Genomic DNA, 19529 nt, shown 5'->3' with positions numbered 1-19529 from the left:
CTTTACATATTCACCTCTACACCCTTACTTGTCGCCTTTCTTGTACGAATTAAATGAATACTGAATACAAGTGCACATAAAGCCAGACCAGAAACATCAGTAATAATACCTGGTTTAATAAGCATCAATGCACCGAAAAATAATAAAATTCTTTCAATTACATGTAAGTAAGTATTCAAGTAATTCCCCATAGAAACAGCTAGCGCATAGACTCCTAGAGTACTAGTAATTAATACTAGTATAACAGAAAGAATTTCCACACTACCGCCATCAGGTGATTGGAGTAATAGTATTGGATTGTATGCAATCATAAACGGAATAATAAATCCTGCTAATGAAAGTCTTAAAGCTTCCCATGACGTTTTCATTGCATTTGCTCCGGCAATCCCTGCTGCCGTATAAGATGCAAGCGCTACTGGTGGTGTAATATTTGAAAGAGCACCGAACCAGAATACAAAGAAATGAGCTGCAATTGGTTGTACACCAGCCTCTACTAATGCAGGTGCAGCAGTTACAGCAACAACAATGTATAGTGCGGTAGATGGTAATCCCATACTTAGCACAATACAAGTTAGCATAACGACAATAAGGATTAACCAAAGCTGTCCACCGGTTAAATCAACAATATTAAAAGCTAGTGTTGAACCTATACCTGTCATAGTAACAACACAAATAATAATACCGATTGCGGCACAAGCGATACCTACTTGTATTGTCCCTTTCCCTCCATCGATAAATGCTTCAATCATTTTCTTAATTGTGATTCTATTAGACTTATCTTTCGTTAACCAACTGGCAACAATAACAGAACCAATACCTGCAAAACCTGCAAATAATGCTGTTTTACCAATCAGTAATGTTCCTATAACCACTATAATAGGAACAATCAGTACGCCTCTTTCCTTTAACACTTGTAAAACATTTGGTATATTCTCCTTACTGATCCCTTTTAACCCTTGTTTTTTCGCTTCTATATCAATCGCAAAGATGAGAGCGATATAATATAAGAAACTTGGGATAATTGCTGCGAGAATAACAGTAGTATAGGAAACACCTAAGAATCCAGCCATGATAAAAGCTGCTGCACCCATGATTGGTGGCATAATCATTCCACCAGTAGATGCTGCTGCTTCAACTGCGCCAGCAAATTTTGGTTTTAAACCAATTGATTTCATTAACGGGATCGTAAAAGCTCCTGTTGTGGCAACATTTGCTACAGCACTCCCACTTAATGACCCTGTTAAAGCACTAGATATAACAGCTACCTGTGCAGGCCCACCTCTTTTTCTACCTGCAATAGCTAACGCTAAATCGTTAAATAGTTGTGTTGCACCACTTGCAGATAAAAAGGCACCGAATAAGATAAACATAACGATAAAGGTTGATGCAGTTGATAATGTAAGACCTAAGACGCCTTCAGTGGTCATATATAAACGGTATAGCAAACGTTCTAAAGAGAACCCAGCATGGCCAAATATCCACGGAAAAATCGTCCCAAATAAGGCATAGATAACAGAAATACCACAAAGGATCGGGATAAATAGACCTACAGCTCTTCTTGCTGCTTCAAACAATACGATAATAGTAATAGCACCGAAAATATAATCAATTAAAATTGGTTGTGAGCCGCGATCAACATGAATGGTTGTATAATTGATAATTAAATAACCTACACCCAAGATTGCTAATGCAACAAACAAATAATCAGCTAATGTAAAACGCCCACTTTTTGATGAAGACCTTGCGGGATATAATAAAAATGTTAAAACGAGAATAAAACCTAGAAATATTAAATTTCTATAAATCTCCTGAATATTTGAAAGCCCATTTGAATAAATGGAAAATATAGATAATAAAATAGCTAATATCGCTACAACCTTGGCATACGAACCATGCAATACGCGCATACCTCCGCCAGCCTCTTTATCTAAGCCTTGTTGATTTGCTGTTACGGCATCCCCTTTTACATTCGACATTTTCTAACCTCCTTATTTTGCCTCTGGCGGAATTAATTCTTCAGGAATCTCTAAACCAACTTCTTTAAAGTATTTGTAAGCACCTGCATGTAAAGGTACAGTCACCCCATCAAGTGCTGTCTCTAAAGTAATTTCTTTTGCAGAATTATGCACTTCATACATTTTGTCTAGATTCTCATAAAGCGTTTTTGTTAACGTATAAATTGTCTCTTCGTCAATATCTTTTGTTGTAGATAAAAGGTTAGGCTGTGCAATGGTTTGGATATCCTCCTCTACACGAGGATAAGTTCCTCCAGGAATCGTATAAGGGTACCAAGTGTTTGAAACAGCGTTAATTTTATCTAACTGTTCATCTGTTACTTCAAGAATACTAGCTTTGACATTACTAGCAAACATATCCGTAATTGCTGAGATTGGGATGCCGGCTGGTAAGGATCCACCGTCTAATCTACCATCTCTCATTGCAGAAACCGTATCGTTATAACCAAGATACTCTGGTGATATATTAGCTTTAGTTAATTCCAACCCTTCCATCATTACAACAGTTGATTGTTCAGTTCCGCTTGCTTGGGGACCAACGGAAAAACGAGTGCCATCAATGTCTGAAATGTTACCGGTTTCAATAGCATTATCCATTAACACAAAATGTTCTACATTGGGCCATAACATAGCCACAGTACGTAAGTCTTTATAAGGCTTACCTGCAAAACCATCATCTCCAGCATAAGCTTGGGATGAAATTAACCCTTGAAGAATAGCTAAATGGGCTTCTCCCTCTCTTAAAAGCTCGATATTTTCAATCGAACCAGCAGAAGATTGTCCACTTGCTTGAATTTTCTTATCCTTTAATTCATAACTCCATATATTGGCCATACCCACTCCAATCGGATAATAGGTACCACCTGTTGAAGCTGTCGCTACGGATAAAAAGGTTTTATCTTCATTATCAGCAGCCGTCTTAATACCAAAAATGGTAAGAAAAATAATGGCAGCGATCGAGATTGTAATTTTTATTCTTTTACCTTTCATAATTCTCCCCCTTTCAACAAATGAAAACGTTTTAATTTCAATCTTGTATTACAAGTATACAAGAAAAAATTAAAAAAACAACAATTATTCTAAAAATTTATTCTACAAAAATAATTAACAATTATTTGCAAAAAAAAAGCTACAGGATACTGTAGTGCTGTACCCTGTAGCTTTTTATTAATCTTTCTTTATAAATAAAACTTTAAGATAGTCTCCTTCGGGAAAAGAAGAAATCGTTTTAAAATCAATAGGTAATGAATATTCTTCAAGAATCTTATACTTTTCATTGCTTGTTGCAAATGCTTTTGAGACAAATGTTTTAAACTTTTTCATCGGCACATTACTTGCATTAGATGAAGCAACAATGATCCCTCCTTGATTAGTAATCGCGATAGCTTCTTCTAATAAAGCAGCATAATCTTTTGCAACACTAAAAGTATGTTTTTTTGATCGTGCAAAACTAGGTGGATCTAAAATGACAAGATCGAATGATAAATTTTTTCTCACCGCATATTTAAAGTATTTGAATACATCTTCAACAATGATATCCTGTTCTTCATAATCAATCCCATTTACACTAAACATTTCGATTGTCTTCGCTTTACTCCGATTAGCCAAATCGACACTCGTTGTTTTCACTGCACCGCCCAATGCAGCTGCTGCCGAAAAAGCTCCCGTATATGAGAATGTATTCAAGATTGTTTTACCATCAGCATATTGATCTCTTATTTTTTTCCTTACTTCTCTTTGATCTAGGAAAACCCCAACCATAGCGCCATCATTAAGATAGATTGGATAGTTTATCCCGTTTTCCTTAACGATAATAGGAAATGTCGGCTTTTCTCCACAAACAAAATCATCATCTTCTACATACTGCCCTTTATGATTAAATCTTTTCTTTTCATAAATGGCCTTCACTGGCATACATTGCTCTAATGCCCTAATAATCTCCTGTTTGAATTGATAGATACCTTCACTATACCAACTAATGCAATAATACGTATCATAGTAATCTATTGTAACGCCTCCAACACCATCTCCTTCTCCATTAAATATTCTAAAAGCAGTCGTTTCTGGGTCGTTAAAAAGTTTTTGTCTATGATTTACTGCTGCCTTCAGCTTTTCCATAAAAAAGGCTTGGTCTATTCGTTCATGCTGGTTTTTCGTTAATACCCAACCTCTACCTTTATTTTGAATTCCATAGTAACCTTTACAGAGAAACTGCCCCTTTTCATTCACTAGCTCAACAATCGTTCCTTCTGCCATTTGAGGAATTCGTTCAACAGATTGTTCATTTATTAATGGAAAACCTTCCTTATACTTCTTTATGTATGACGGTTTTACTGTTAACTTCATATACGCTCCACCTTACCAATCAATGATTTATTTATCGTACCACAAATAGCATCTTACAGACAAAGCCCTCTCAGGTTGATTTTGAGAGGGCTTTACCGTTTAACTTGCTTTATTCACTTCTTGAGAAATTTCTTTCATATTCGAAATTGCATGTTGATATTTTTCTTCATCAAATTCATTCTCACTTTTCGCCACGGCGATTGTCGCGATTCCGTTACCAATCATATTCGTAATGGCACGACCTTCACTCATAAAGCGGTCAACACCGAGTAAGAGTGCTAAACCTTCTAACGGAATAACTTGAATAGCTGCTAATGTCGAAGCCAACACGATAAATCCACTTCCCGTTACCCCAGCAGCTCCCTTTGAAGTAAGCATGAGAATTAAGATTATCGTAATTTGTTGACCAATAGATAAATCGACACCAAATACTTGAGCTAAGAATACGGTGGCCATAGAAAGATAGATTGAAGTTCCATCAAGGTTAAAGGAATATCCTGTTGGAATGACTAGACCAACGACAGATTTGGAAGCGCCGAATCTTTCCATTTTGTCCATCATTCTTGGTAGAACAGATTCAGAAGAACTCGTTCCTAATACGATAAGTAACTCATCTTTTATAAACCGTAAATATTTAAACAGACTAAAACCATAATATTTACAGATTAAGTTTAGAACAATAAAGATGAATAAAAACATGGTAATATACACACTCATCATTAACTTAGCGAGCGGTGCTAAAGAACCTAAGCCGAAATGTCCAATCGTATATGCCATTGCACCAAATGCACCGATTGGCGCAGCTTTCATGACATAACCGATAATCTTAAAGAACACATGGGATAACCGGTCAAGAAAATCAGTAATAACTTCTCCCCGTTTACCTAAAGAAGCAAGAGCAACACCAAATAGAATGGAAAAGAATAAGACTTGAAGGATATCTCCCTCCGCAAAAGCATTCACCATATTTGAAGGTACGATATGTGTAACGAATTCGATCCAATCAATGCCTTCTTCAGCATTGGTTGTATATTGAGATACGTCACCTTGTTCAAGCTCATTAAAATTTAAGCCGTCACCTGGTTTTACAATATTAACGACTAATAATCCAATAACGAGAGCAAGCGTGGTAACAACTTCAAAATAGATAAAAGCTTTCCCACCAACCTTACCAACTTTTTTCATATCTCCCATTTTTGCGATTCCTAAAACAATTGTTAAGAAAATAATTGGGGCAATAACCATCTTCACTGCATTAATGAAAGTAGTTCCTAACGGCTGTAATTCTTTACCTATATCTGGCCAAATTAAACCTACTAACACACCAAGTGCGATCGCTGTTAACACTTGAACGGTTAAGTTCTTAAAAATTCTTAAAAATCCCACATTAATCATCTCCTGTCACACTATCTATCTGACTATTCTTTGTAATTAGAATGATAGCGTTTTCAGAAAATGAAAAGAAGTTTATGGTCATAGTGAACATTTTGTTCATTTTGGTCTTATTAGTTGAGACAGTAAAAACGATTGACATGTATGGACTACTGCCAAGTTACATAATTTTAACCAGTAAGGAGGAGAGTCCCCGATTACTCTTACCATAAGCATCTAAGTGAAATTTAAGGTCAAATTAGGCATAAATTAGACGAAAGAGAGCCACAATTTATTTAAGCTCTCTTTCGTCTAGTTATTTATTTTATGAATTCTAGTACTCTCTCTAACCATTTAATATTAAATTCAGCTTTATCAAATGCATGAGAAGCTATTAATTGACTTGAGTCAGAGACTGTGTCATATTTTTCCTTTTCTTCTTTTTTCGTTTTTAATGTATCCCACTTTTCTTTTTCTTTTTGAATGGTTTGTTTCAAAATAGAAGCGGCTTCTTCTTTATTAATATAATTTAAGAAATGAATGGCAATATACAAATCTGCCACTTCCGTATATTTTTGAAAACAAAGATAGAGTTCTTCTACCAGATGGCCACGTCCCTCATTAGTTATCCGATAAAGTGTTTTTTCTGGGCGACTTCCTTCTTGTAGCTTTTGTACAGGCTCTATCCAATTCTTCTTATGTAATGCTTCAAAATCATAATAAAACTTTCCCTCACTAATCTTTATGAAAGGCTGTGCATTCATTAGTTTTTTGCGGATATTATAAGGATAGTCTACTGAATGTGCTAACATACCTAAAATATATATTCTAATCATTCACCCGTTCACCTCCAAAAACGTATATAGCTATCTTAACTTATACTGGGAGATAAACGCATCTGATTCTTTCATTATGGTTTCAAATAATAAGAGCGTGTTCGTCAATTAATCGGTAAAATCGGTATACTTATAAATAAAAATACGAACCTATTCATTAGAATTTGTTCGTATTTTCCGAGAAACTATTCATTGTTCATTCTTTTAATTTTACCTTGAATTTTCACTCTATTTATTTCAAGAAAGTTTAAGAGGCAATGAGGTTAACGTTTGACCCGTCGCAGAATCAGTTAAGTTGGGCTCTAGTTCAAATGATTCGATAGGTTCGATTTTGGAAAAACGCTTAACTAAGTTTTCTAAAATGAGCTTCAACTCAAGTCTTGCTAATGGTGCACCTAAACAAAAATGAGGTCCATTTCCAAATGTAAGATGTTTCTTATTATTTTTTCTATGAATATTTAATTGAAATGGCTCTTCAAACATTTCCTCATCCATATTAGCCGCACTCATCCAGGCAACAACAACATCTCCCTTTTTCAAATCTACCCCTAAAATATTGTTATCCTTCTTCACCGTACGATCTCTTCGACTCATATGAAAACGATATCGTAACATCTCTTCGACCGTTCGATCAATATATTCTGGGTGAGCTTTTAATTCTGAAAATAACTCGTTGTCATCATATAAAAGGGCATAAAAGCTTGTTGAAATCATATGACTCGTTGTTTCTACGCCTGCACCTAATATAGCCATTGTCATTTCAATAATTTCAAAGTCCGTTAGTCTTTCCCCATCTACCTCTGCCCTAATGAGATCAGAAATGATATCATCTTGTAACTGCTGTCGCTTTTCAATGATGACTGGTTGCAAATAAGTAAAGAACTCTTTAATTGCCTGATTTTTTTGGTTATCGATTACATCCTTTTTGCTCTTATCATATGGAAGAAATAATATATCGACCCATTTCTTAAATTTAATTACATCGGGCTTCGGAATCCCTAATAAGTCTGACATCACCATTGCAGGCATAGGGTTGGCTAATGCCGCTACGATATCTTCCGTCTTGCCCTTTTCTATTTGTGTAATTAAATTTTCAGCAATTTGATTAATTCGCGGTTTCCAATTTTCTAAACTTCTTGGTGTAAATGCTGATGCTAATAGGGATCTTCCTTTTCTGTTATGCGGAGGATCCATTTTCAAGAAGTTTACTTTACTATTCATTTGCTTATCATCTTCACTAAACTTTACAGAAATCGTTGTTCGGTCTCCTTCACTGGAGAAATGTTCATAGTCGCTTAAAACGGTCTTTACAGCATCATACTTAAATGCATTCCAAGTATCAGAATTCTCATTATAACTAATAGACCCACTTTCAAGCATCGATTTGTACCATTCTAACGGTTGGAATTGTTCCGATCTTGAATCAAAATGTTTAATGTCTTGTAATGAGATAATCTCTTTCATCTAACATTTCCTCCTCTTTGATCATTTGGAGATAGAATATATACTTTAATTAAAGTATATATTCTATCGTAAATTTTCTCCCTTTCATCGTCAATGCATGGAAAGTAGTAGTTTTACTATAGGGGCAAATGAACTAAAAAGAACTGTTGAATAGCTTTTACTCAACAGTTCTTTTTAGTTCACGATTATGTGATTATTATTCTATATTTCATCACTACGCTTTAATCATATACCGATTCACAGGCCTCCCTACCCCACCATATTGTATATCCAGTACAATTACACCTTTTTTCTCTAAATAATCAAGATATCTCCGAGCTGTCACCCTTGCAATCCCAATACCGCTAGCCACTTCTCCAGCTGCTTGCGGTTGTTGTTGAATGGTTAGATAATTAATGACTTCTTTCAATGTAAATTCATTTAGCCCTTTAGGTAAATCTGCCTCTACTTTCGTTACTTGTTCTGCATAAAGCAATTGATCCAGTTGCTCTTGTGACATTGTTCCTTCATTTCTTAAGCTTTCGCGATACTGACGAAACTTCTCAAGTGCCTGCTTCATCCTATCAAATTTAAACGGCTTCATTATATAATCGATTGCTCCATTTTGTAGCATCATTTTAATGGTATCCTTATCTTTGGCTGCCGAGATTACAATTACTTCTGCATTAAGCTTTTGTTTCCTCAATTCGTATATAACTTTTAATCCATCTTTTTTCGGCATAAACACATCAAGCAATATTAAATCTGGTGAGAAATCTTTAGCAAGTCTAATGCCCTCTTCTCCGTTATTGGCAATGGCTTTTACATGAAACCCCTTTACCTTAGATATAAAACCTTTATTAACTTCTTGTACCATTGGATCATCTTCAATTAATAGTACTTGAATATCATTCATAAGTTAAACCTCCCCAAAGGTAATTAGAAAAGAAGTACCTTCATTTACCTTAGAAGTGACAGTTATTTGCCCTTCACCTTTATCCACAATTTGTTTGACCAAATATAATCCGTAACCAGTCCCATTTTCTTTTCCTTCCGTGAATCCTTTTTTAAAAACTTTTTCTAAATTAGATTCTTCTATACCTATCCCATTGTCTTCTACAAGGATGGAACAAATGTAGTCATCTTGTTCGATACTTATATCTATCATTTTCTCTTCCTGATCGAGTTGTTCGAAGGAGCCGAAAGCATTCTCAACCAAATTACCTAATAATAGAACAAAATCATGATGATCTAAATGAGGGGGGAAGTGATCCAAATTACTATTAGTATCAACTGTCACGATAATATCCAATTCCTTCCCTCTTCTGATTTTGCTAATTAGGAGTCCAGCTACCGCATCGTCCTTAAGTATTTCATGAAGAAATAAAGAAATACTTTCTTGTTCTTCTGAAGCAGCAAATGCAAGTTGAAATGCCTTTTCTGGCTTTCCTAATTGGATAAGCCCAGCAATTGTATGCAATTTATTCATATGCTCATGATTTTGCACACGCAGTGCCTCAACAAAACTCCTTACACCAGTAAGTTCCTCTGCTAATTTTGCTACCTCCGTTCTATCTTGGAAAATAGCAACGGCACCAATTAATTGGCCATCTTTATTAATAGGAATTCTCGTACTCAAGATGCTTTTTCCACTCACCATAATTTGTTCATTATAAACCGGTTCATTTCTCTCAACAATTTCTGGTAAACGTGTATCTTCTAAAACGGAACGAATCGATAATCCCGTTACTTCTCCATTCACATTAAATATTTTTTTTGCTTTTTCATTAAAGATCGTAATTTTCTCATGATAATCGATCGCAATTACCCCTTCATTGATGGAATGAAAGGTTGCTGTTCTCTCTTCAAACATTCGTTTAATTTCAAACGGTTCTAAATCAAACATTTGCTTCTTAATATGATTGGCTAATATATATGAGGCAATAAACCCTACAATTAAAGTGAGGAAAACAATAAATAGGATTTCTTTAGAAAAGCCAGAGACGATTTCCTTGAAAGTTGGAATTTTATTACCAACCATTACGACACCTATTTGGTTTAGTTGTTCATCTTTTAATACTGGAATAAACGCTCTTAAATATGTACCATCTTCTCCCCTGGCCTTAGAAAAATAAATATGTTCGGCAAATGCAGGATCCTCATCACTACCAGTTGATACATGACCTATCATACTTCTAACTGGGTGTGAGAAACGGACTCTATCTATATTCATTACTACAATATAATCCGTATTATTAATGACCCTTATTTCTTCAACAATGGGGTTAATAATCTTCCAGCCTTCATCTTCCTCAAGTCCATCTTTTATATCTGCAAGCTCTGCTACAGTCCTAGCCGTACTCATTGATTCGCCTCTTAAGTCCAATTCTTCTTGTTGTTGCATATTTGCGATAACAACAAGCCCGCAAATAAGTAGTAAAAAGATAACAACCCCATATGATAGCAACGTTATTTTCCAACGAATAGGTATTTCCTTCAAACAAATCTTCCTTTCATTGCCACCTACACTTGACCTTTAATCTGAAAATAATGATACTATTTAGTATGAGGTGAAGGTGATGAAAAGTAAATATAGCATCATACTATTAACCATTATTATAACGCTTGCACTTTTTTTTAGTTTTAAACAATATATTCTCACAGAAGACCTTCCTTATGATGATGAGCAAGAAGGGCTCAATGATCAAATCGTTTTAACGTTTAGTCATGTTGTCTCCAATAATACGCCAAAGGGAATGGCCGCTGATAAATTCGCTGAAATTGTTGCTGAAAAATCAGACGGAAATATTAAAATTGTTGTCTTCTCTAACGGCTCTCTCTACTCTGATATAGAAGAAATACGAGCGGTTCAAGAAGGCAATGTTGATATTATTGCTCCCTCCACATCAAAACTTGGCATGTTAAACCCTGCATGGGGGGTACTCGATCTGCCGTTTATTTTCCCTTCCTATGAAGCCATTAACGAAGGGTTAGACGGGTTTATCGGACAAACACTATTATCTAGTGTAAAGGGGGATGGACTCATCGGTTTAGCTCATTGGAGTAATGGATTTAAGCAATTCACATCCAATGATGGTCCAATTCTGTATCCGCAAGATATAGCTGGACAAACATTCCGAATCATGCAAAGTGATGTCCTCTCATCACAATTTCTTGAATTGAATGCAAATTCAGTAAAAGAATCTTTTAATTCTACATACGACTTGTTAGATAGTGGGAAAGTAGACGGCGAAGAGAACACTATCTCTAATATTTATTCGAAAAAGTTTTATAACTTACAAAAGTATATGACAATAAGCAATCATGGCTATCTCGGTTATGCCGTCTTAATGAATGAGAATGTTTGGAATAAGCAATCAAGTGAAACAAAACGAATCTTAACTGAGGCTATGTCTGAAGTCACGCAATGGAATCGAAAACAAGCTGTCCAGATGAATGAAAATCAACTCGAAGAAATAAGAAAAGTGAGTACAATCCACATTCACGAACTTACCAATGAAGAAAAAAACAGTTGGAAAAAAGTCCTAGATCCAGTCTACACTCAATTTAAAAATGAAATTGGCAGTACGCTGATTGACAAAGCTTTAAAGCTCAGAGATAAATACGAAAACGAAACAACTGATGAAAGGGACTGAGTGAGGCAATTACCCTTGAATATTTAATCAAATTTTTGCCCGGGCTTGATTTTTTGACTCATTTCCGCTTGAATCCAATTAAATTTTTGCCCGGGCCCGCTTTTTTGACTCATTTCCGCTTGAATCCAACCAAATTTTTACCCGGGCTCGCTTTTTTGACTCGTTTCTGCTTGAATCCAATCAAATTTTTGCCCGGGCTCCCTTTTTTGACTCGTTTCTGCTTGAATCCAATCAAATTTTTGCCTGGGCTCCCTTTTTTGACTCGTTCCCGTTTGTATCCAATCAAATTTTTACTCGGGCTCCCTTTTTTTGACTCGTTTCCGCTTGAATCCAATCAAATTTTTGCCCGGGCTCCCTTTTTTGACTCGTTTCCGCTTGAATCCAATCAAATTTTTGCCCGGCCCGCTTTTTTGACTCGTTCCCGTTTGTATCCAATCAAATTTTTGCCCGGACTCCCTTTTTTGACTCGTTTCTGCTTGAATCCAATCAATTTTTTGCCTGGGCTCCCTTTTTTGACTCGTTTCCGACTCAGTCTCTTTCCTTTCCAGTATATATAGACAAAGGCAATGGTGAGACACGACAAAAAGTAACCTGAGTATTAACTTAGGTTACTTTTCTAACTCGTCTATAATTTGTATTTTGTCCTTTATACATCCACTTTCTCGGAAGCTAACATTGTGCCATTCTCCACATAGTTAATGTGCCAAGAAAAAGCTTTTGCTAGAATATGTGGGGTTTGGCCACCTGCTGATAATGCTTCATAATAGTAATCTCTCAGTTGATCCTTGTATAACGGATGCGCACAATTTTCAATGATTAGCTCAACTCGTTCACGAGGAGCCAATCCCCTTAAATCTGCGTAGCCTTGTTCTGTGACAATAACGTCAACATCATGTTCTGTATGATCAATATGTGAAGCAAAAGGTACAATACTTGAAACTTTACCATCTTTAGCAATTGATTTTGTCACGAATATAGCTAACCTTGCGTTTCTTGCAAAATCCCCTGATCCACCAATACCATTCATCATCTTAGTTCCTTGAACATGAGTAGAATTCACATTACCATAGATATCTAGTTCTAATGCAGTATTGATAGAGATTAATCCTAAACGGCGAATTAATTCCGGATGATTAGTGATCTCTTGTGGTCTTAACAATAACTTATCGCGATATTGATCGAAATGAGCAAACACTTCTTTCATCTTTTCTTCTGAAAGTGTAATGGAACAACCTGACGCAAACTTTACTTTCCCAGCATCAATTAAATCAAATACTGCATCTTGAAGTACTTCTGAATACACTTCTAAGTCTGTGAATTCAGAGTCAATCATGCCATGCAAAACAGCATTTGCTACCGAACCAATGCCTGATTGTAATGGGGCAAGTTTTTCATCTAATCTACCTTCTGCAATTTCATTGCGAAGAAAATTGGTTAAATGTTGCGCCATAATAACTGTTTCCTCATCTGGCTGAACAATAGTTGATGGTGAATCGCCTTGTTCAGTAAACACAATCGCTTTAATTTTCTCCGGATTCACTTTAATACCTATCTCACCCACACGATCGGCTACATTTGTAATGGGAATTGGGCCACGCTCACCTTGTTTATCTGGACTATAAATATCATGTAACCCTTTTAGCGATGGTAATTGGGCCATATTAATTTCAACAATTACACTTTGGGCATGTTCGGCAAAAGACAGTGAGTTACCAACTGATGTTGTAGGTACAATTGTTCCGTCTTCTTCAATCGAAACCGCTTCCAAAATAGCTACATCTACATGTAATACCCCTGAACGGATGAGTTCTGCTGTGTGAGATAAATGTTGATCAACAAATAAGAAGTCCCCTTTATTAATGCCTTTTCTCATTGTTGAGTCAGCTTGAAATGGTAATCTCTTATTTAAAATACCAGCTTCCGCAAACAACTTATCAACATCCGAACCAAGAGATGCACCTGTATACACATTGACTTTAAAATCTTCTGTTTTTGCTCTGTCTGCTAATGCTACAGGAACCGCTTTCACATCTCCCGCACGAGTAAATCCACTTAACCCCAATGTCATGCCATCTTTAATCATTTCTGCAGCCCCTTCTGCAGTCATGATATTATTCTGAAGTGTCTGAATTTTAACTCTCCCAAGTTTATTATCCATATTCCCATCCCTCTTTCTGTAAAGAATACTTAATAACTATTTTACTAATAAATCAGAATGGGATTATTTTTTTAGTATAATTAATGAAAAATTTTGATAAAACAGCAAAATCTGCCGATAAGCCAGCAGATTTTTTCAGATAATCAGAAAATATTGAGTTAAATGGTTATTCATTCATTTATGCCTTTGATTTAGAAGCCGAGCAACTTACGAAAATAACTAGAATAGGATTGACTTACAGGCACTTTTGCACCATTTCTCATTAATAATAAAAAAGTAGAATGAGAGTCAGGAAATATCTCTTGTATTTGATTAACATTCACCAAGAATGACCTGTGACAGCGAATAAAGTTTTCCTTTGGTAAAATATACTCAAACTCCTGTAGCGTATTTTTATGCGTACCAGAAGAGTAAATAGCATGAACATGAGTTTTACGATCTTTAGCTTCCAAGAAATATACTTCATTAAATGGAACTGGTACCCAACCATCGCTAGTCTTTAATGTAACGACAGATTTCCCCTCTGTCAATGTTGGAAAAATAGCAGTCACACAACCTTCAATTTTCCCATTATTTTTAAATGGAACAGCCATCCCGTGATAAGGTACACCAAATACATCCCTATTAATAAACTCTGACACCTTTTGTTCAGCCTTAAGCGCTTTATCAGCAATACTTCCTTCTTTTACAATATCCCCTGGCCGAATTTTCAAGTCAACACGTTTACTTGGACGATAGTAAATATACTCTGTTGTATTTGAAACTACAATTGACACTTCATCTGAAAATAATTCCCCAATTACATCTAGCAATGAACTCAGTGTAATTCCTTCCATCACAAAAATCCCCTTTTTTTGATTCGCTACTATTCTATCTTACGTGTTTTATTTTCATTTGCCTAGTTAAGAAACGTGCAAGAATATGTCTTATACCAAAGAAGGAAACATCAACTGGCTTTTCCTCTTTTAATAGGTTGATCTTCGTATTTAACCCAGTTCACTGCTTTTTCTAATATAATTGAGATAATAACACCCATTATTAACCCATTTGCAAAAAATGGTTGAATGAGTACAGGTAATTCCGAAAAGATAGCAGGTGAAATATTCATAATACTAATACCAATTAATACAGGTGCTGCTAACCTAAATATCGTATTGGAATTAAACGTCTTTCCATTTAAACTACTGAATGCAGTACCAAATAATTGCATATACGCAACAAACAAGACTGCGTTTCCAACGGTAACAGGTAACATTGAAAGAAATGAGCCTAAAATTGGAACAATACCAATGATCGTAAGTAAAGCACCACCGATAAAGAATGGCTTTCTTTCATAAATTCTCGTACTTTGCAAGAAACCAATCGTTGATGTAAATGGTGTATAGGGAACAAGTCCGAAACCGGATCCAATAATGGTAGAAATTGAAGTAATGATCATTGAGCCTTTAAACTCTTTTTTGGCTGCTCTCCTTTGTAGAAGTTTTTCTGCAGCGTTAATAGAAGCAAATGTATTACTTAAGTTTAATAATACGGCAACAAACGTGACTACGACAATTCCCATTTCAAGATTAGGAGCCCCTAACGGAAAAAGTTGGAAAGGAGCCGATGTTGTCATTCCAGCCCCATCATTACCAAACAATAGGACATAACCGAGCCAGCCCCCTAAAAGGCCAATTAAAATAGAAAAATTGCTAATAAGTTGATTACCTTTCATTTTTAATGTAGCGACGATCAGCGCGAGTACTACAGAATAAAGACTTATACCTATGTCAATGACGCCAGTCGAAGTCATCTTTAACATACCTTCAAAGAAGATAAACATTAATTGAAAAGTAAGCAAAAATAAATATACAGTCATTACCATCGGACTAAAGATGGCTTGCAATAATGAAAAACCCCCACAAGCAATCAGCAAAATGGTCACTAGACTAGCTAAAACAATACCAGTAACAATCCCACCACCAATACGTTCTAATCCAATATTAAGCGCTTGTGCTGAAAGCCCAAGATTAAGGATAATTCCCCATAATAACCCTGAATGCCCTTCCATAATCGGGAAACGATGACCTTTCCATCCTTGTAGTATACAAGTAATACCCGTAAGTATGAGTGATGCTCTAATCATCATTGCCATCGTTTCACTTGATAGCTCAAATACATTGGCAATGGAAATCGGAATGACAACAGTATTGGCAAAGATAAAAAAGACCCATTGTACGGAAGAAACCATTGTCATTGATGAAATAAACTTTTTCAATCTGTACACCACTTTCTACGTTATTCATTTTCACATCTACTAGTATAATTCATTTTTAAAAGGAAAGAAGCCTTTAAAAAAAGAATTATGAAAAACGAAGTATTTTGAAGCCTGATAAATAAATAAAAATTGGAGCTAATCTATATGCCTATACAAATAATAACCCTCTCCAAATAGGAAGAGGGGCATGTGATTTAAATAGTTCTATTAATCATTGTTATTTTGAAATGATAGTGCTTTTTTCGCTAAATTTGTGATTACTACATCATCCATAGGCGGATTATGGAGCGCAGCTCGCACATCACGGTAATAACGCTGCAAAGGATTTCTTTGTTGCAAGCTTTGTGCACCAACTATTCTCATTGCCCAATCGACCACTTTATTAGCACTGTTAGAGACAAGGTGTTTGATGGCTCCAAGTTCAGCTCCTAATTCTCCTCGTTTATTCGGTTCATTATCCCAGCGATCCGCTATAGAATAGAGTGCTGTTCGCGCTTTTAGTAGCTCGAGTTCCATTTCCCCAATTTTACGTTGCACTTCTGGTACTTCACTAATTGGACCAGGCAGGCTATTAGGTTGATATTCAGAAGCAAAAATAATGGCATAGTTCCGAGCTGCAATAGCAACGCCAATAAAGCAAGCAGCTGAATGTAGTAACCATGCATTAGGAATCGCATAAAAATGAACACCTTCTATTTCGACTAATGCTGTTTCTTCTACAATTACATTCTCTAACACTAGATCGTCACTACGTGTGCCCCGCATCCCTAGCATATTCCAATTTGATTCCACTTTTAAACCAGGGTTCTCATGCGGTACAAGGAATATACCAATTTCTCCTGAAGCTTCTATCGTTGCTGTAATAAGAGAAAAATCTAAGCCTGGTGCCATCGAAGCAAAAGATTTTCTTCCATTCAAGATCCATTGTGTTCCTTTTTTCACCGCAGTAGTCGCTGGTAGTCCACCACGGGTTGGACTGCCGGTTGCTGCCTCTGTTGCACAGCGGTTAATCAATTTATTATCTTTGATAACCGTTTCGCATAACTTGGCAAACTGTTCTTCCTTCCATTTCCGCTTAACCCTTAAATCATAGATAACACCTAAGTGCCAACCAATACATAAAGCCGTAGATGCATCACCTTGGGCAATCCTTTCTTGTATTAAGAAATATTCATATAAGGAAATCTCTTTACCACCATATTCTTTCGGAATCGTCAAACTTAAATAATTTGATTGTTTTAATTCTTCAAAATTCTCAAAAGGGAACTCTGCATTTTCATCAATCTTTTGCGCCCTCTTACTAAATCCTTCTGCTAATATCGTAGCTTTATGAAATAATTCTTCTTGTTGAGCCGTCTTAATAAATGGTCGAGCGAGTTGTTCAGCTAAATACGCTTCCTTAGATGAAGCTGTTATCGTGCTCATAGAATCCTTCCTCCCCGTCTGTTTCCATCTTCTCTTTAATACTCATTCATTAGGATAAATAAATATAGTAAAGGCTCCATTCCCCTTTACTATATCTATTATTTGAATTTATTATCTCTTATCTACATATTTAGTTAATTTATCCCCACCAATTTGAATAATTTGCACCAATACAACGAGGACAATGACTGTCGTAATCATAATGACATTATCATAGCGATAGTAACCGAAACGTATCGCTAAATCACCAATACCCCCGCCGCCAATAATACCTGCCATTGCCGAATAGCCGATTAAACTAATAGTCGTAATCGTTAAACCTTGAACAATTCCAGGTTTCGCTTCTGGGACAAGGATTTCCTTAATTATCATCCAAGGGGAAGCGCCTACTGCTACTGCAGATTCAATGACTCCTTTATCTATTTCTCTTAAGGATGTTTCAACCAATCTTGCAAAAAATGGAATCGCTGCTACAGATAATGAAACAGAAGCCGCTGTAGGACCAATAGTTGAACCTGCAATTAATTTTGTTAACGGCAATAGAGCTACTAACAAAATAATATAAGGAATAGAGCGGATCAAATTGACAATCCAACCAGTAACGGCATTTACAAATCTATTCTTTAAGAACAGCCCTTCGTCTGTAACGAATAATAAGATACCTAGTGGAAGACCTAGTATAAGTGCCGCAACTAAAGAAATGGCGACCATATAAATCGTTTGTAATACAGCTGTATTTAGTTCAGGAAGTAACGCCTGAATGGACTCAAGCAACATGTTCAACTACCTCCAAATTCTGTGTTCTATCTTGAATATATTGTATAGCTCTTTCTATTTCAGGTATTTCACCAGTTAACTCCATAATAAAAATACCAAGAGGTACTTCTTGAATATATTCAATCTTGCCGTGAAGAATATTTCCTTTTACTTTGAATGTTTGGAACAGTTCAGAAACAACAGATTCTTCTGCTATTGCACCTTTAAATTGGATTTTAATGATTGTTCCCTTCCTGTTTTCAATCAATTGTTGTGGTAAGTCAAATTGAAGAATACTCTGAATAAAATCTCTTGTAAGTGGTTCAATTGGATTCGCAAATATATCATACACCGGTCCCTCTTCTATGACCTTTCCATCTTGCATAACAGCTAACCTATGACAAATCTCTTTGACTACTTCCATCTCATGAGTGATAAGTACGATGGTTAATCCCAGCTTTTTATTAATTGATTTTAATAAGTTCAGGATTGATTTTGTTGTTTTAGGGTCTAGGGCTGAAGTGGCTTCATCGCAAAGTAAAACCTTTGGATCATTAGCAAGTGCTCTGGCTATTCCTACCCTTTGCTTCTGACCACCACTTAATTGCGTGGGATACTGATGAATTTTATCTGCTAAACCCACTAATTCTAATAGTTCTTTCACCCTGATATCTATTTCTTTCGGACTTTTACCTGCCGCTTTTAAAGCAAAGGCAATATTCTCATACACTGTCTTCGAACTCGCTAAATAAAAATGCTGAAAAATCATACCTATCTTCTGCCTTGCTTTTCTTAATTCTTTACTTGTTAAAGTCGTTAAATCAACGCCATCAATTTTCACTTCACCAGATGTCGGTCTCTCCAATAAATTTAGACAGCGTAATAAAGAACTTTTCCCTGCTCCACTATAGCCAATAATCCCGTATATTTCCCCTTCTTTAATAGAAAGAGATACATTGTCAACGCCTATTACTTGCTTCTTTTTGCTTTTATAAATTTTCACTAAATGATTGACTTCAATCATTTACCTCACCCTCCCTAAATCCTCTACAACATAAAATGAGCCTCTTTCACTTTGAAAGAGGCTCAACAAATGATTGTTATTAAACCTTATCTTTCAGAATGAAATCATTCTGCAGGATTTAGCACCTTCCCTTTAAAAGGAGGTTGCCGGACATCTTCGGGCCTGGTCCCTCAGTCTCTCTCGATAAGAATCATATTCAATTTATTGTGTTGCTTTGATAAAGGAAATTTTATCGGGTATTG

At 35.9% G+C, this 19529-nt stretch carries 15 protein-coding genes and 1 riboswitch; of the genes, 1 reads left to right on the top strand and 14 read right to left on the bottom strand.

Annotation, left to right across the window (positions count from 1 at the left end; genetic code table 11):
* Positions 1-2 precede the first annotated feature (2 nt).
* The 8 genes from LG276_RS06720 to LG276_RS06685 form a co-directional block, all read right to left on the bottom strand.
* Positions 3-1976 (bottom strand): TRAP transporter permease, encoded by a 1974-nt coding sequence (locus tag LG276_RS06720; protein WP_251163134.1) that lies wholly within the window; start codon positions 1974-1976, stop codon positions 3-5.
* Positions 1977-1988: 12 nt separating this feature from the next.
* Positions 1989-3005, bottom strand: coding sequence for a TAXI family TRAP transporter solute-binding subunit (locus LG276_RS06715; protein ID WP_224935301.1), 1017 nt, complete (start codon positions 3003-3005; stop codon positions 1989-1991).
* A 177-nt stretch (positions 3006-3182) separates the two neighbouring features.
* Positions 3183-4361, bottom strand: coding sequence for a class I SAM-dependent rRNA methyltransferase (locus tag LG276_RS06710; RefSeq protein ID WP_251163135.1), 1179 nt, complete (start codon positions 4359-4361; stop codon positions 3183-3185).
* Between the two features lie 99 nt (positions 4362-4460).
* Positions 4461-5747 (bottom strand): C4-dicarboxylate transporter DctP, encoded by a 1287-nt coding sequence (gene dctP / locus LG276_RS06705; protein ID WP_224935296.1) that lies wholly within the window; start codon positions 5745-5747, stop codon positions 4461-4463.
* 305 nt (positions 5748-6052) lie between these two features.
* A complete protein-coding gene (locus LG276_RS06700) occupies positions 6053-6568 on the bottom strand; it encodes a PadR family transcriptional regulator (RefSeq protein ID WP_224935293.1) in 516 nt (171 codons plus the stop codon).
* A gap of 237 nt (positions 6569-6805) precedes the next feature.
* A complete protein-coding gene (locus tag LG276_RS06695) occupies positions 6806-8032 on the bottom strand; it encodes a cytochrome P450 (RefSeq protein WP_224935290.1) in 1227 nt (408 codons plus the stop codon).
* Positions 8033-8246: 214 nt separating this feature from the next.
* Positions 8247-8927 (bottom strand): response regulator, encoded by a 681-nt coding sequence (locus tag LG276_RS06690; RefSeq protein ID WP_224935288.1) that lies wholly within the window; start codon positions 8925-8927, stop codon positions 8247-8249.
* A gap of 3 nt (positions 8928-8930) precedes the next feature.
* Positions 8931-10517: a sensor histidine kinase gene (locus LG276_RS06685; RefSeq protein WP_251162943.1), complete on the bottom strand. Its 1587-nt coding sequence runs from the start codon at positions 10515-10517 to the stop codon at positions 8931-8933.
* A gap of 73 nt (positions 10518-10590) precedes the next feature.
* Between LG276_RS06685 and LG276_RS06680 the strand changes: the two genes are divergently transcribed.
* Positions 10591-11667 (top strand): DctP family TRAP transporter solute-binding subunit, encoded by a 1077-nt coding sequence (locus LG276_RS06680; protein WP_251162934.1) that lies wholly within the window; start codon positions 10591-10593, stop codon positions 11665-11667.
* Between the two features lie 646 nt (positions 11668-12313).
* Here the strand turns inward: LG276_RS06680 and LG276_RS06675 are convergent.
* The 6 genes from LG276_RS06675 to LG276_RS06650 form a co-directional block, all read right to left on the bottom strand.
* Positions 12314-13825, bottom strand: coding sequence for a succinate CoA transferase (locus LG276_RS06675; RefSeq protein ID WP_251162933.1), 1512 nt, complete (start codon positions 13823-13825; stop codon positions 12314-12316).
* A gap of 191 nt (positions 13826-14016) precedes the next feature.
* Positions 14017-14661: a LytTR family DNA-binding domain-containing protein gene (locus LG276_RS06670; protein WP_095370143.1), complete on the bottom strand. Its 645-nt coding sequence runs from the start codon at positions 14659-14661 to the stop codon at positions 14017-14019.
* Between the two features lie 110 nt (positions 14662-14771).
* Complete coding sequence (locus LG276_RS06665; protein WP_251162932.1) at positions 14772-16082, bottom strand: uracil/xanthine transporter; 1311 nt, start codon at positions 16080-16082, stop codon at positions 14772-14774.
* Positions 16083-16289: 207 nt separating this feature from the next.
* Entirely contained in the window at positions 16290-17507 is a 1218-nt protein-coding gene (locus LG276_RS06660) for an acyl-CoA dehydrogenase family protein (RefSeq protein ID WP_224935274.1), read from the bottom strand.
* Positions 17508-17618: 111 nt separating this feature from the next.
* Positions 17619-18284, bottom strand: coding sequence for a methionine ABC transporter permease (locus tag LG276_RS06655; protein ID WP_095370145.1), 666 nt, complete (start codon positions 18282-18284; stop codon positions 17619-17621).
* Positions 18274-19287 carry a methionine ABC transporter ATP-binding protein gene (locus tag LG276_RS06650; RefSeq protein WP_224935272.1) on the bottom strand — a complete coding sequence of 338 codons (1014 nt, stop codon included), beginning with the start codon at positions 19285-19287 and terminating at the stop codon, positions 18274-18276. The genes LG276_RS06655 and LG276_RS06650 overlap by 11 nt, the downstream gene beginning before the upstream one ends.
* An 83-nt stretch (positions 19288-19370) precedes the next feature.
* Positions 19371-19477, bottom strand: a riboswitch (SAM riboswitch).
* Between the last annotated feature and the right edge of the window lie 52 nt (positions 19478-19529).

This window comes from Cytobacillus kochii, assembly GCF_044790165.1.
Classification (GTDB): domain Bacteria; phylum Bacillota; class Bacilli; order Bacillales; family Cytobacillaceae; genus Cytobacillus; species Cytobacillus kochii.
The sequence above is the reverse complement of the archived record's forward strand: the minus strand, read 5'-3'. Positions and strand labels throughout refer to the sequence as shown.

Excerpts from the sequence above, each read along its gene's own strand:
- LG276_RS06700 (WP_224935293.1), bottom strand. The coding sequence starts at position 6,568 with ATGATTAGAATATATATTTTAGGTATGTTAGCACATTCAGTAGACTAT.
- LG276_RS06695 (WP_224935290.1), bottom strand. The coding sequence starts at position 8,032 with ATGAAAGAGATTATCTCATTACAAGACATTAAACATTTTGATTCAAGA.
- LG276_RS06680 (WP_251162934.1), top strand. The coding sequence starts at position 10,591 with ATGAAAAGTAAATATAGCATCATACTATTAACCATTATTATAACGCTT.
- LG276_RS06720 (WP_251163134.1), bottom strand. The coding sequence starts at position 1,976 with ATGTCGAATGTAAAAGGGGATGCCGTAACAGCAAATCAACAAGGCTTA.
- LG276_RS06715 (WP_224935301.1), bottom strand. The coding sequence starts at position 3,005 with ATGAAAGGTAAAAGAATAAAAATTACAATCTCGATCGCTGCCATTATT.
- LG276_RS06650 (WP_224935272.1), bottom strand. The coding sequence starts at position 19,287 with ATGATTGAAGTCAATCATTTAGTGAAAATTTATAAAAGCAAAAAGAAG.
- LG276_RS06660 (WP_224935274.1), bottom strand. The coding sequence starts at position 17,507 with ATGAGCACGATAACAGCTTCATCTAAGGAAGCGTATTTAGCTGAACAA.
- LG276_RS06690 (WP_224935288.1), bottom strand. The coding sequence starts at position 8,927 with ATGAATGATATTCAAGTACTATTAATTGAAGATGATCCAATGGTACAA.
- LG276_RS06710 (WP_251163135.1), bottom strand. The coding sequence starts at position 4,361 with ATGAAGTTAACAGTAAAACCGTCATACATAAAGAAGTATAAGGAAGGT.
- LG276_RS06675 (WP_251162933.1), bottom strand. The coding sequence starts at position 13,825 with ATGGATAATAAACTTGGGAGAGTTAAAATTCAGACACTTCAGAATAAT.
- LG276_RS06655 (WP_095370145.1), bottom strand. The coding sequence starts at position 18,284 with ATGTTGCTTGAGTCCATTCAGGCGTTACTTCCTGAACTAAATACAGCT.
- LG276_RS06670 (WP_095370143.1), bottom strand. The coding sequence starts at position 14,661 with ATGGAAGGAATTACACTGAGTTCATTGCTAGATGTAATTGGGGAATTA.